The sequence below is a fragment of the Bradyrhizobium diazoefficiens genome, from assembly GCF_016612535.1.
Classification (GTDB): Bacteria; Pseudomonadota; Alphaproteobacteria; order Rhizobiales; family Xanthobacteraceae; genus Bradyrhizobium; species Bradyrhizobium diazoefficiens_C.
Genome location: NZ_JAENXS010000001.1, coordinates 2,765,426 through 2,777,851, shown reverse-complemented (window position 1 = coordinate 2,777,851; position 12,426 = coordinate 2,765,426). Strand labels below are relative to the sequence as shown.

Annotated in this window: 11 protein-coding genes; 6 read left to right on the top strand and 5 right to left on the bottom strand. The window is 63.6% G+C overall.

Annotated features, from left to right (window positions below):
• Positions 1-26: 26 nt before the first annotated feature.
• Complete coding sequence (locus JJE66_RS13070) at positions 27-653, bottom strand: glutathione S-transferase family protein (RefSeq protein WP_200514660.1); 627 nt, start codon at positions 651-653, stop codon at positions 27-29.
• 211 nt (positions 654-864) lie between these two features.
• Here JJE66_RS13070 and pyrE point away from each other — a divergent pair, with 211 nt between their 5' ends.
• Positions 865-1,428, top strand: coding sequence for an orotate phosphoribosyltransferase (gene pyrE, locus JJE66_RS13065; protein ID WP_200514659.1), 564 nt, complete (start codon positions 865-867; stop codon positions 1,426-1,428).
• A gap of 176 nt (positions 1,429-1,604) precedes the next feature.
• A complete protein-coding gene (locus tag JJE66_RS13060) occupies positions 1,605-2,378 on the top strand; it encodes a DUF2865 domain-containing protein (RefSeq protein ID WP_200515348.1) in 774 nt (257 codons plus the stop codon).
• 33 nt (positions 2,379-2,411) lie between these two features.
• Here JJE66_RS13060 and JJE66_RS13055 read toward each other — a convergent pair whose 3' ends face one another.
• A complete protein-coding gene (locus JJE66_RS13055; protein WP_200514658.1) occupies positions 2,412-2,843 on the bottom strand; it encodes a hypothetical protein in 432 nt (143 codons plus the stop codon).
• Between the two features lie 193 nt (positions 2,844-3,036).
• Between JJE66_RS13055 and JJE66_RS13050 the strand changes: the two genes are divergently transcribed.
• Positions 3,037-3,330, top strand: coding sequence for a GIY-YIG nuclease family protein (locus JJE66_RS13050; protein ID WP_200514657.1), 294 nt, complete (start codon positions 3,037-3,039; stop codon positions 3,328-3,330).
• A 64-nt stretch (positions 3,331-3,394) separates the two neighbouring features.
• Here the strand turns inward: JJE66_RS13050 and JJE66_RS13045 are convergent, their stop codons facing one another.
• Positions 3,395-3,625 (bottom strand): hypothetical protein, encoded by a 231-nt coding sequence (locus JJE66_RS13045; RefSeq protein ID WP_200514656.1) that lies wholly within the window; start codon positions 3,623-3,625, stop codon positions 3,395-3,397.
• A 206-nt stretch (positions 3,626-3,831) separates the two neighbouring features.
• Between JJE66_RS13045 and JJE66_RS13040 the strand changes: the two genes are divergently transcribed.
• The 3 genes from JJE66_RS13040 to JJE66_RS13030 all read left to right on the top strand — a co-directional run bounded on the left by JJE66_RS13040 (position 3,832) and on the right by JJE66_RS13030 (position 7,616).
• Positions 3,832-6,357 (top strand): glycogen/starch/alpha-glucan phosphorylase, encoded by a 2,526-nt coding sequence (locus JJE66_RS13040; RefSeq protein WP_200514655.1) that lies wholly within the window; start codon positions 3,832-3,834, stop codon positions 6,355-6,357.
• Between the two features lie 97 nt (positions 6,358-6,454).
• Positions 6,455-6,796: a hypothetical protein gene (locus JJE66_RS13035; protein WP_200514654.1), complete on the top strand. Its 342-nt coding sequence runs from the start codon at positions 6,455-6,457 to the stop codon at positions 6,794-6,796.
• A 4-nt stretch (positions 6,797-6,800) separates the two neighbouring features.
• A complete protein-coding gene (locus tag JJE66_RS13030; protein WP_200514653.1) occupies positions 6,801-7,616 on the top strand; it encodes an acyl-CoA thioesterase II in 816 nt (271 codons plus the stop codon).
• 256 nt (positions 7,617-7,872) lie between these two features.
• Here the strand turns inward: JJE66_RS13030 and JJE66_RS13025 are convergent, their stop codons facing one another.
• A complete protein-coding gene (locus tag JJE66_RS13025; RefSeq protein WP_200514652.1) occupies positions 7,873-9,489 on the bottom strand; it encodes a phosphoenolpyruvate carboxykinase in 1,617 nt (538 codons plus the stop codon).
• Between the two features lie 294 nt (positions 9,490-9,783).
• Positions 9,784-12,375: a CHAT domain-containing tetratricopeptide repeat protein gene (locus JJE66_RS13020; protein ID WP_200514651.1), complete on the bottom strand. Its 2,592-nt coding sequence runs from the start codon at positions 12,373-12,375 to the stop codon at positions 9,784-9,786.
• Between the last annotated feature and the right edge of the window lie 51 nt (positions 12,376-12,426).

Below are 12,426 nucleotides of genomic sequence, written 5' to 3'. Positions count from 1 at the left end.
GCAAGCCGGGCGACGACAGCGTCCGGCTAATCCAGCTTCGCGTCCATGCCCCGCTTGACCGCCGGGCGCGCCATCAGGGCCTCGTACCAGCGCTTGACGTTGGGAAAATCGGCCAGCTCAACCTTGTGGCGAGGGTGGCGCCAGGCCCAGCCCAGAATGGCGAAATCGGCGACGGAGAGATCGCCGGCAACGAAATCGCGGCCGTCGAGGCGGCGGTCCAGCACGCCGTAGAGCCGGCGCGTCTCGGCCATATAGCGCTTCAGGCCGTAAGCGCGGTCCTGCTCGTTCTCGAGCGCAATGAAATGGTGCACCTGGCCGGGCATCGGCCCGAAGCCCCCCATCTGCCACATCAGCCATTCATAGACGGGGATGCGTCCCGAAAGCGGCTTCGGCAGGAATTTTCCGGTCTTTTCGCCGAGATAGAGCAGGATCGCACCGGACTCGAAGACGCTGACCGGCTTGCCGTCCGGCCCCTCCGGGTCAACGATCGCGGGAATCTTGTTGTTCGGGGAGAGCTTGAGGAACCCGGGCGCCATCTGCTCGCCCTTGCTGATGTTGACCGGGATCACCTTGTAGGGCAGCCCCATTTCCTCCAGCGCGACCGAGATTTTACGGCCGTTCGGCGTGTTCCAGGTGTGCAGCTCGATGGTCATGCCTTGTTTCCTTCCCCAAAAGCCTCTCGTTCTCGACTTACGCTCTCGACTTGGGCTCTCACCTACTCCAGAAGGTTGCACCCGGACAACCGGCGGACCGGGATGGCCGACCGTCGGCCGATCCCTGTTGACTGGACCGGTCCCCTCTGGAATGTCGCGGCCGTCGCGGATAAATTCCGCCACCTCTCAAAAACGCTCCCGAGGGACCACCGTGTCGAAATCAGCCTCCCGTGCCCGCCTGTTCGAAATCATCCGCCGCCGCTCCTTTGGGCGCGGTGAGGTGACGCTCGCGTCGGGCCGCAAGAGCGATTTCTATTTCAACCTCAAGCCGACCATGCTCGACCCCGAGGGCGCAACGCTGCTCGCCGAGCTCACCTATGAGACGCTGAAGGACGACAATCTCGATTTCATCGGCGGGCTCGAGATGGGCGCGGTGCCGCTGGCCGGTGCGCTGGCGCAGATCTCCTGGATCAAGGGCCACCCGATCGCGGCGTTTTTCGTCCGCAAGAAGCCCAAGGAGCACGGCGCCAAGCTCGCGATCGAGGGCCTGCCCAGAGGCGAGACGCTGGACGGCAAGCGCGTCGTGATCGTCGAGGACGTCACCACCACCGGCGGCTCGGCGATGAGAGCGGTGGAATCCGTGCGTGAGACCGGCGCCGAGGTGGTGCTGGTGCTGACCATGGTCGATCGCGAGGAAGGCGCCGACGACACCTTCGGCGCGGCCGGCCTGCCGTTCCGCTCGCTCTACAAGGCGTCGGAATTCTTGAAGGCGTAAAAGCTCTTCTCGCTCACCCGCCTGCTCAACTCCTCATTTACCATCCCGCCTTATGGTGAATCATGTGCCAAGGCCTTCATGTGCCAAGACCTGGCAGGTCTCGGCCGGGTCAGTAGCGTCGGGTGGAGTAAGCGTTGCGTACAATCGTGTCCCATGCGCGCCGGCGGCGTCGCGCGATGCTTGTGGTCGCCACACTTGCAGCACCGCTGCTCGCGGCTCCGGCCCCGGTTTCGGCCGAAGGCCTGTTCGACTTCTTCTTCGGCGGCGCCCAGCAGCGGCCACAGCGCGACGTGCCGCAGGCGAACTCCTACGCCGATCCCTTCACCGGGCAGCAAAATCCGGCCGTCCCGCCGCAATATGTCCCGCCGACACGCGCGGCCGCGGCCGGCGGCTCCGGCCCGGCATTCTGCGTGCGCAGCTGCGACGGCAAATATTTTCCGCTGATGCGCGGCCTTGCCTCGCCGGCGCAGATGTGTCAGGCCTTCTGTCCCGCCAGCACGACAAAAGTCTTTTTCGGCTCCTCGATCGACGGCGCCTACGCCCAGACCGGCGAGCGCTACGCCGACAGTGAGAATGCCTTCGCCTACCGCAAGGCGCTGCGCGCGGACTGCACCTGCAACGGCCGCGAGCCGGCCGGGCTCGCCCCGGTCGATCTCACGCTGGACTCCTCGCTGAAAGCCGGCGACGTCATCGCCACCAGCGACGGCCTCGTCGCCTATACCGGCGTCCGTCTCGGCATGGAGCAGACCGCGGAGTTCACGCCGGTCGCCTCATATCCCGGCCTCACCGCGCAGGTCCGCGCCCGGCTCGGCGAGCTGAGAGTGGCCCCGGTGCGCGCCGAGACGGTTGCGGCAGATGCGCCGGCGACGGAGATCGTGCGCGAGACATTGCCTGATGTGACGAGCGTGCCGAAGACGCCGAAGTCAGCGAAGCGGGCTGGGCTGGATTAGAGCCCGGCTTTGAATCAAGCCGTCATTGCCGCACTACCTTCCGATGATGACCCCGATCACGTTCGGCGCCGCCAGATATTTCTCTTCGATCGCCGCACGCGCGGCGGCGCGGTTATCCGGCGTCAAGAGGCCGCGCTTCTCGGCCAGGATCATCCAGCAGAAACCCCACCAGTCGGTCAGCATGCCCGTCTCGTCGACGAGGTCATAGCCCTGCTCGGCGGCGAAGATGCGCGCATGCGCTTCGTCCAGCGTGTCGAGGAAGAGGTGGTCCTCGGTGGAGAACAGATCGTCGCTGATGTCGTCGATGGTGTAGCCCCAGATCGACTGGCACACCGCATTGAACTCGCGGTCGAACTGGTCGTCATCGACCGCATAACGCCGCGCCGCCTGATGCAGCCGCGACAGCGACCGCGCGAAATCGGCGATCCGGGTGAGGGCAAATTGATCGAAGGCAATGGTGGACATGTAGTCCTCGCAAAGTCTGACAGACCCTAGATGTTGTGCCGGCAATGCGCCGAATCACAATGATATATCAAAGACTTGCTAAAGTGTTCTTGATTTGTTCTGATAGGTAATTGATTTATGAGAACGTCGTCCCGGCGAAGGCCGGGACCCATAACCACCGCCATCAGACGTTTTCAAAAATGGGTGCCCAGCAATGAATGCACCAGCCGCGTACTACGTCTACATTCTCGCGAGCCGGCGCTACGGCACGCTCTACATCGGCGTTTGCAACGACATCAGCAACCGACTTACGTTGCATCGTTCGGGGCGCGGTTCGAAGTTCGTCAAGAAGTATGGCGTGACGCGGCTGGTCTACGTCGAGACGTATGCATCGCCGTCCGAGGCGATAGCACGCGAGAAAGCGCTGAAGGAATGGCAACGTGACTGGAAGATTCGCTTGATTGAGCGGGACAATCCGGACTGGCGCGATCTCTCGCGTCTTCTCTGACTGCGGTGGTTATGGGTCCCGGCCTTCGCCGGGAGGACACCACTTTCGTGTTAAGCCATTCGCGTCAATTCGCCGCCGACATCAACTTGTCTCCGCACGCATTCGCATTAAACTTGCCGCCACACTGGCGCCTGATGGTGGCGCAGCGCGCTGCTGGCGTCGCGTTTTGCGGGAGCGAGACGGCGCAGCTGAGGCCATCGGCGCTACGGCCCTTGCCGGCCGCAAAAGCGGCACTCGAGGCGGCGATGCAGACGACAAGAAGCGCGGCGGCAGCGATTTCGATCAGCAGCCTCATGGGGCGTCTCCTCCACACTGATGGCTGAATCCGCGTCCAGTCTAGCACCAAATCCGCGCGTCTCCGTGCTCGTCCGGGTTCCCAAATCGGCCCGTTCCTTGCATAATTTTGCGCCAGCGCAGTGCACGGCCGCGCCAGTGATGGTTCCGGTGCAGGGGCAAGTTGCGTAGGGTGAGTGGTGTTCTCGGGACCAGGAAGTGACGGCCTTGCAAGATCAATCGTTCCAGCCAAATTTCCCCGCCCCCGGCCAGCCCATCGACGAACTCGCGCTGGCTGAGATCAAGGGCGCGATCCTGGCGAAACTGCGCCTGACCGTCGGCAAGGACGCAGGCATGGCGACCAGGCACGACTGGTACCAGGCCGCGGCGCTGACGCTACGCGACCGCATCGTGCATCGCTGGCTCTCGGCCGAGAAGCGCAGCTACGACGCCGGCCGCAAGCGCGTCTATTATCTCTCGCTCGAATTCCTGATCGGCCGTCTCTTCACTGACGCGCTCAACAACATGGGGCTGTTGAAGATCTTCGAGGTCGCGCTCGGCGATCTCGGCGTCTCGCTGCCGGAGCTGCGCAAATGCGAGCCCGATGCAGCGCTCGGCAATGGCGGCTTGGGGCGTCTCGCCGCCTGCTTCATGGAGAGCATGGCGACGCTGTCGATCCCCGCGATCGGCTACGGCATCCGCTACGATTACGGCCTGTTCCGCCAGATCATCAATCAGGGCTGGCAGCAGGAATATCCGGACGAATGGCTCGGCTTCGGCAACCCCTGGGAATTGCAGCGGCCGGAGGTGATCTACGACATCAGTTTCGGCGGCGGCGTCGAGCATGTCGACGACAAGGGCCGCGACCGCGCGATCTGGCATCCGGGCGAGACCGTGCAGGCGATTGCCTATGACACGCCGATCGTCGGCTGGCGCGGCCACCACGTCAACGCGCTGCGTCTCTGGTCCGCGCGCTCGCCCGATCCGTTGAAGCTCGACGCCTTCAACAAGGGCGACTATGTCAGCGCCAGCGCCGAGCAGTCGCGCGCGGAAGCGATCTGCAAATTCCTCTATCCGAACGACGAGAGCCCGGCGGGCCGCGAGCTGCGCCTGCGCCAGGAATATTTCTTCGTGTCGGCCTCGCTCCAGGATCTCATCAAGCGGCATCTCGCCTCCGACGGCCAGCTGCGCAGCCTGTCGTCCAAGGTCGCAGTGCAGCTCAACGACACTCATCCGAGCCTCGCCGTCACCGAGCTGATGCGCATCCTCGTCGACCTCCACAATTTCCGCTGGGACGAAGCCTGGAAGATCACGGTCGCCACCCTCTCCTACACCAATCACACGCTGCTGCCGGAAGCGCTGGAGACCTGGCCGGTCGAGCTGTTCGAGCGGTTGTTGCCGCGCCATCTCGAGATCATCTACCGCATCAACGTGCAACATCTCGCGCTCGCCGAAGCGCGCGCCCCCGGCGACATCGATTTCCGCGCCTCGGTTTCGCTGATCGACGAGAAGAGCGGCCGCCGCGTGCGCATGGGCCAGCTCGCCTTCGTCGGCTCGCACCGCATCAACGGCGTCTCGGCGATGCATTCGGACCTGATGCGCGAGACCGTATTCCACGATCTCAACCATCTCTACCCCGGCCGCATCACCAACAAGACCAACGGCATCACCTTCCGCCGCTGGCTGATGCTGGCGAACCCGAAGCTCACCGACCTTCTGCGCGAGACTTGCGGTGAAGCCGTGCTCGACGATCCGACGCAGCTCTCACTGATCGAGGCGCGCGCCAGCGACGTCGAATTCCAGCGCAAATTCCGCGCGGTCAAGCTTCACAACAAGACGGCACTCGCGCGCCTGATTGGCGAGCGGATCGGCATCAAGGTCGATCCGACCGCACTGTTCGACGTCCAGATCAAGCGCATCCACGAATACAAGCGCCAGCTGCTCAACGTCATCGAGACGGTCGCGCTGTACCAGGCGATCAAGGATGATCCGAGCGGCAATTGGGTGCCGCGGGTCAAAATCTTCGCCGGCAAGGCCGCGGCGAGCTACAAATACGCCAAGCTGATCATCAAGCTGATCAACGACGTCGCCGAAATCGTCAACAGCGATCCCGCGATCGGCGGCAAGCTGAAGGTCGCCTTCCTGCCCGACTACAATGTCAGCCTCGCGGAAATCATCATCCCCGCGGCCGATCTCTCCGAGCAGATCTCGACGGCCGGCATGGAAGCCTCCGGCACCGGCAACATGAAGCTGGCGCTCAACGGTGCCATCACCATCGGCACGCTCGACGGCGCCAATATCGAGATCCGCGACCATGTCGGCGCGGAGAACATCGCGATCTTCGGCATGGAGGCCGGCGACGTGATGATCCGGCGCAAGCAAGGGCTGGATGCCTCCGACGTGGTCCGCAAGTCGCCAAAACTCCAGCGCGCCATCAATGCCATCGGTACCGGCGAGTTCTCGCCCGGCGATCCCGGCCGTTTCGAATCCATCGCGCACGCGCTGCGCTACCTCGATCACTACATGGTCAGCGCCGACTTCGATTCCTACTACGAGGCGCAGCGCAGCGTTGACGCACGCTGGCTGGTCTCGCCGGCATGGACGCGCGCCTCCATCCTCAACGTCGCGCGCATGGCGTGGTTCTCCTCCGATCGTACCATCCGCGAATATGCCGAGGAGATCTGGACCGTGCCGGTCAATCCGATCACGCCGCCCTTCCAGGAGGCAGAGGATCTGCGCGACGCGGCGAGCTGATTTTCCGCAGCGTGGAATCGGCGTTACCTGCGAGGTTATTGATTTGGCAGGATAGCCATCATATGACGGTTTGAGTTCACTCAAGCCGGAGTCGATCATGCCCGTCGGCGAATACATCAGCCCGGATGGTCAGCTTCGATTGCTCGTCATCTGTCCTGACGGCGACTGGACTCTGGGTTTTGATGGATTCCCCTGGCATACGCACGGCAGCATCCTTGCCAGTCTTTCGGGGAAGGACGAGGAGACTGCCATCGACGACTTCGTTGCCGATCTGACCGGCGGCAAGAGCATCATCGCAATGAGGCGCATAGGGGGCTCGATCACGGATGTCTGGGTCACAGATGACCCGGCCGACGATGTTTCGGGCTGGCGGCGATATGGCGCCAGTAACGAGACGATGGAGTTTCGCCGCTGGGATGGAAGCGCACTAGAGGTCTAATTCCATGCACGCCAAGCTCCCGCACCCCTTCGACGACGCCACCCGCATCACCGCGGGTGACTCGAGTTGGCAGGGGCACACCAGCGACGAGTACTGGGCCTTTGTCGGCCCGTTCGGCGGCATCACCGCTGCAACCATCCTGCGCGCACTGATCGAGCATCCGCAAGCGGCCGGCGATCCGCTGGCGATGACCGTCAATTATTGCGCACCGATTGCGAAGGGCCCGTTTGACCTGGACGTGCGGCTGGTGAAGGCCAACCGCTCCAGCCAGCATTGGAGCGTCGAACTGTCGCAGGGCGGCGGCGAGGTCGCGACGCTGGCGACCGCCGTGTTTGCTGAGCGCCGGCCGTCGTGGGAGCATAAGGTCGCGCAATATCCGGATACAAAGCCGTTCGAACAGACGCTGCCGTTTCCCAAGATTTCGGCGGCCTGGGCCAACCAGTATGATTTCCGCTTCGTCGAGGGCGAGATGCGGCTCGGGCCGCCGCAGCCAGAGCTCGCGAGCACTTACTCGAAGCTCTGGATCAGCGATCGCGAGCCGCGCAGGCTCGACATGCTGTCGCTGATGTCGATGTCGGATGCCTTCTTCGGCCGCATCTTCCACGCGCGACGCGAGCTGGTGCCGTTCGGCACGGTGTCGCTGACGACGTATTTCCACACCGACACGGAAGAGCTCGCGGCCGAGGACATCACCCGCGTGCTGGCGACGGCCGATTCGAAGATCATGCACAAGAGCTACGCGGATCAGAACGCCGAGCTGTGGTCCCCGAACGGGCGGCTGCTCGCGACGACAACGCAGATCGCGTATTTCAAGGCGTAGCTGCTTCCGTGGTGTCGTCCCGGCGAAGGACGGGACCCATAGCCACAGGAAGCAGTTTGGCGAAGATTCGTAGTGATCGTTTCTTCGCTGGTACTTGCACAGCACTCCGTCGATAGATCACGCGGTATGGGTCACGGCCCCCCGTGCGCAATTGCGCACCAGGCCGAGGCGACACTGAGTGTGTGTTCGCGTGGTGCCCACAGAACGAAAAGGGCGGCCTTGCAGCCGCGCTTTGCATTAAAGACAGAGCGAAAACTCACTCCGCCGCGAGCTTCACATCCGGTGCGGCGGCGCGCACTTCGGCGTCGACCTGGGCTTCGAACTTGGCAAAGTTCTTCTGGAACATGCCGACCAGCGCGCGGGCGGTCTTGTCGAACTCGTCCTTGTCCTTCCAGGTGTTGACCGGGTTCAGGATTTCGCTCGGCACCCCCGGCAGCGCGGTCGGGACCGCGAAGCCGAAATATTTGTCGGTGCGGAATTCGACGTTGCGAAGCGAACCGTCGAGCGCCGCGGTGAGCAGCGCGCGCGTCACCTTGATCGGCATCCGCGAACCCGTGCCGTACTTGCCGCCGGTCCAGCCGGTGTTGACCAGCCAGCAATCGACATTGTGCTGGGCAATCAGGTCGCGCAGCATGTTGCCGTAGACACTGGGATCGAGCGGCAGGAAGGGCGAGCCGAAGCAGGTCGAGAATTCCGGCTGCGGCTCGGAGCCCAAGCCGCGCTCGGTGCCAGCGACCTTCGCGGTGTAGCCGGAGAGGAAGTGATACATCGCCTGCGCCGGCGACAATTTTGCGATCGGCGGCAGCACGCCGAAGGCGTCGGCGGCGAGCATCACCACGTTCTTCGGCTGCGGCGCGCGACCGGTGCGCGAAGCGTTCGGGATGAACTCGAGCGGATAGGCCGAACGCGTATTCTCGGTCTTGGAGCCGTCGTCGAAATCCACCACGCGGGTGTCTTCGTCGAGCACGCAATTCTCGAGCACCGCGCCGAAGCGCGTCGACGCAGCATAGATCTCGGGCTCGGCTTCCTGCGAAAGCTTGATGCACTTGGCGTAGCAGCCGCCTTCGAAATTGAAGACGCCGTTCGGGCCCCAGCCGTGCTCGTCGTCACCGATCAGCGTGCGGTTCGGATCGGCCGACAGCGTGGTCTTGCCGGTGCCTGACAGCCCGAAGAAGATCGCGGTATCGCCGCCTGCGCCGACATTGGCGGAGCAATGCATCGGCATCACGCCGCGCTCCGGCAGGTAATAGTTCAGCGTGGTGAAGACCGATTTCTTCATCTCGCCGGCATAGTAGGAACCACCGATCAGCACGATCTTGCGGGCGAAGTCGATCGCGACGACGTTCTCCGACTTGCAGCCATGGCGCTTCGGATCCGCGCGGAAGCTCGGCATGTCGATGATGGTGAGCTCGGGCGTGAAGCTCGACAGTTCGACCGCCTCGGGACGGATCAGGAGCGTGCGGATGAACAGCGAGTGCCAGGCGAGCTCGGTGAAGACGCGGGTCTTGATCCGGTAGGCCGGATCGGCGCCGCCATAGAGATCCTGCGCGAACAGGCTCTTGCCTTCGGCATGCTTGAGGAAATCCTGGTAGAGCGTCTCGAACTGCTCGGCGGTGATGGACTGGTTGCCGGCCCACCACATCTTCTTGTCGGTGGTGGCGTCACGCACCGTGAACTTGTCCTTCGGGCTGCGGCCGGTGAACTCACCGGTGTCGGCACAGAGCGCGCCGTCGGCGGACAGCACCGCCTCGCCAGCTGCGAGCGAATATTGATAGAGCTGTGGTGCGCCGAGGTTCCAGTGAACCTGCTTGAGATTCTTTAAGCCGAATTTGTCGGCGCCGAAGGCACCGTTGCGCACACCCGTCTCTTGCACGAAAAATCCTCCTAGAAACCCGCGACATTCCACGCGACCAAGCTTTGGCGCCGTCGCGGCCACCGTGAATAACAGGCCGTCCAGCCTCGGTTGGACGACCTAATATCGGTGAACGCTGGCCTTGCCAAGCTGATCCCTTGGGATTTGGTTTATTCAAGGACTGCGCCAAAAGTCGCGCATGTCTGCTCTGAGCAAGTGCATCAAAAAAATACGCGATGGTCGCGCAACCAAACGCTCGTTTCAGCGTTCTCCGTTGTTATTGCGGTTATTGCGACGCACAAATCCCGCGCCGGTCTATCGTACCGCACCTTCGCCGATAAGTGCGAACGGGCCCCATATCGCCGGGTACGCATTGCGAGGCGACGAGCTATCATCAGCATACGTTAACATCGCGCGCCGCAGAGCTTCGGCTCTGCCGATCTTTGGTTCGTTTTTGAGCAGGTCGAAAGTCGAAATGGTCAACCGGGTGGCAGCTTCGGAATCTACGGCCCAGTGCGAGACCAGCAGCGCGCGGGCGCCGGCGTAGAAGAAGGCGCGCGCCAATCCCGACAGGGCCTCGGCGCCGGGCTTGTCGCCGGCGATCGTGTTGCAGGCCGACAGCACAACCCAATCCGCATTGAGCTTGAGCTGGGCGACTTCGCTCGCCGTGAGCAGACCATCATCGAGTTCGGAGGGCTGCTCGGGAATGGAGAGCGCAAGCGACGGCTCGCCCACACCCTTGATGTCACCGGCGACCAGGCCGTGGGTCGCAAAGTAGATGATGCTGTATTGAGCAAGCGGTGCACGCTTGAGCGTCGTCTCGCTGGCATCGCGGCCGAGATGGATGTCGCCCGCGGCTGCACCGACATCTTTCGCGACGGCGTTGAGCTCGTCCGCGGTATCGGGCAGTTGCGGCAGTGCCTGCGCAAGCCGCGCGCGGTCGACGCCGGCGCCGCGCCAGAAGTCGGTATAGGTTGACGTTACGATGCTGCGCGCGGCGACCCTGCCGCTGGCCGCGCGACGGTCGGACGGACCGCCCTCGGCGGGATTGAACACGGGATCGCCAAAGCCGGTCATCGGCTTGATGCCTTGATCCTTGCGCGCAAAAGCGCGCAGCGATTTCAGGCTGACCACCGACGGCAGCACCGAGACAGCCTGACGCCGCAGCAGCCAGGCGGCGCTGCGATAACCTTCGAGCGTGTCCGGGATCGCAGCTCGCGGTGTCTCCGTCACGAGCAGATGAAACGGCAGCGCAGTGAGCGCGCCCGACGGCACCGTGAGCAGGCTGTGCTTGTCCTTCGTCAACGCCTCGACCGGGCCGAGCAGCGTCACATAGAGTTCGTTGGCGAGCGCGAGATCAAACAGACCTGATTTGCCGGAGCCATCGCGCGCTTTGCCGACATCGAGACCTCTGCGGAACGCGGTGACTTTCTGCACCAACGCGTCCGCGCCAAGCGGAATCTCCTTCCAGTCGGCGCTCTCGCGCGTGATGGCGATGACATAGCTGCGCTTGTCGACGACGGAATAGATCGTCATCGCCTCATCGGCCGACAGCAGCGGCTGAACGTCCTGGACCGTCAGCGGTGGCGGATTGGAGAGCGAGGCGTAGTCGGGAAACTCGATGGCGAGCGTCTTGTGCAAGCCGGCACGCTCGCCGGCGATTGCCGATATCCGCGCGCGGCTGCGTTGCTCGGAAGCGACATCGCGTTGCGCCGATGGCTTCGACACGGCGGCGATGATCGCCTTGTCGAGCGCCTCGGATTCGACCGCGAGATCCTGGTCCTTGCGCACCAACTCGGCGAGCCGGTCGCTCCCGGCGGCGAGCCGCACCGCGAGCTTGTTCACCGCCGATGCTGCCGAGGATTGCGTGCCACGCTGGATCGCGGCGAGCGCTTCGTCCAGCGCCTCGTCGGCCGGCAGCAGGGATTGCTGGCGCGCCGCAAACAAGATCGGCAGCACCACGCGCAGCTGCGCGCGATTGCTCGCAAGCGTCTTTTCCGCGAGCGGCAACGCGTCCGCAACTCGCCCGGACGCATAGAGGAAATAGGCGAGATTGCTGGTCGAGGTCGCGACATCGGGATGATCCGGGCCCAGCGCACGTTCCCGGATGGCGAGCGCGCGGCGATACAGCGGCTCGGCGTCGGCATAGCGCTGCTGATGCTCGTAGAGGCCGGCGAGATTGTTGAGCGAACGCGCAACATCGGGATGATCCGGCCCCAGCACCTTCTCGCGGATCGCGAGCGAGCGCTTGATCGGCGCCTCGGCATCCGCATCGCGATTGAGGTCGCGGTCAACCTGCCCAATGTTGTTCAGGACCGTGGCGACCGCGGGATGCTCGGGCCCGGCGACCTTCTGATAGATCGCGAGCGCACGCTGGAAAAGCGGTTCGGCCTCGGCTTGCCGTTCCTGCTTGACGTAGAGCGTGGCGAGATTGTTGAGGGCTCGGCCGACATCGGGATGATGGCGCGACAGGCCCTTCTCACTCACGGCCAAGGCACGCTTGAACAGCGGCTCGGCCTCAGCGAAGCGGCCCTGCCGCTGATAGAGCGCGGCGAGATTGGTCAGTTCGGCCGAAATCAGTGGCGTTTCGATACCGAGCGCTTTTTCCATCAACGTGATCGCGCGCTTGTAGAGCGGCTCGGCCAGATCGTCCCGACCCTGACCGGCATAGACCTGACCGAGATTGTTAAGCGCGGCGGCGAGCTCGCGACCGTTGTCGCTTTTCTCCAGGCTCGCAACCATGCCTTGCGCGAGCGGAAGCGCTTCCGAATATTTGCCTGCGCTCATGAGCGCGTCGATCCGCGCGCCTTCTGCGGCGAGCCCTTTCTGGGCAAGGGCTGGCGCCACGAGCGATCCAGCGATCACGAGCGCCAGACCAGCGACCAGCATCAGATGTCGGCGTGTCATGAACCCTCTCGCTCCGAGCCACAAAACCATTACGGTCTTGGGTCGCAGCGA

Excerpts from the sequence above, each read along its gene's own strand:
- JJE66_RS13070 (WP_200514660.1), bottom strand. The coding sequence starts at position 653 with ATGACCATCGAGCTGCACACCTGGAACACGCCGAACGGCCGTAAAATC.
- JJE66_RS13060 (WP_200515348.1), top strand. The coding sequence starts at position 1,605 with ATGCTTGTGGTCGCCACACTTGCAGCACCGCTGCTCGCGGCTCCGGCC.
- JJE66_RS13055 (WP_200514658.1), bottom strand. The coding sequence starts at position 2,843 with ATGTCCACCATTGCCTTCGATCAATTTGCCCTCACCCGGATCGCCGAT.
- JJE66_RS13050 (WP_200514657.1), top strand. The coding sequence starts at position 3,037 with ATGAATGCACCAGCCGCGTACTACGTCTACATTCTCGCGAGCCGGCGC.
- JJE66_RS13045 (WP_200514656.1), bottom strand. The coding sequence starts at position 3,625 with ATGAGGCTGCTGATCGAAATCGCTGCCGCCGCGCTTCTTGTCGTCTGC.
- JJE66_RS13035 (WP_200514654.1), top strand. The coding sequence starts at position 6,455 with ATGCCCGTCGGCGAATACATCAGCCCGGATGGTCAGCTTCGATTGCTC.
- JJE66_RS13030 (WP_200514653.1), top strand. The coding sequence starts at position 6,801 with ATGCACGCCAAGCTCCCGCACCCCTTCGACGACGCCACCCGCATCACC.
- JJE66_RS13020 (WP_200514651.1), bottom strand. The coding sequence starts at position 12,375 with ATGACACGCCGACATCTGATGCTGGTCGCTGGTCTGGCGCTCGTGATC.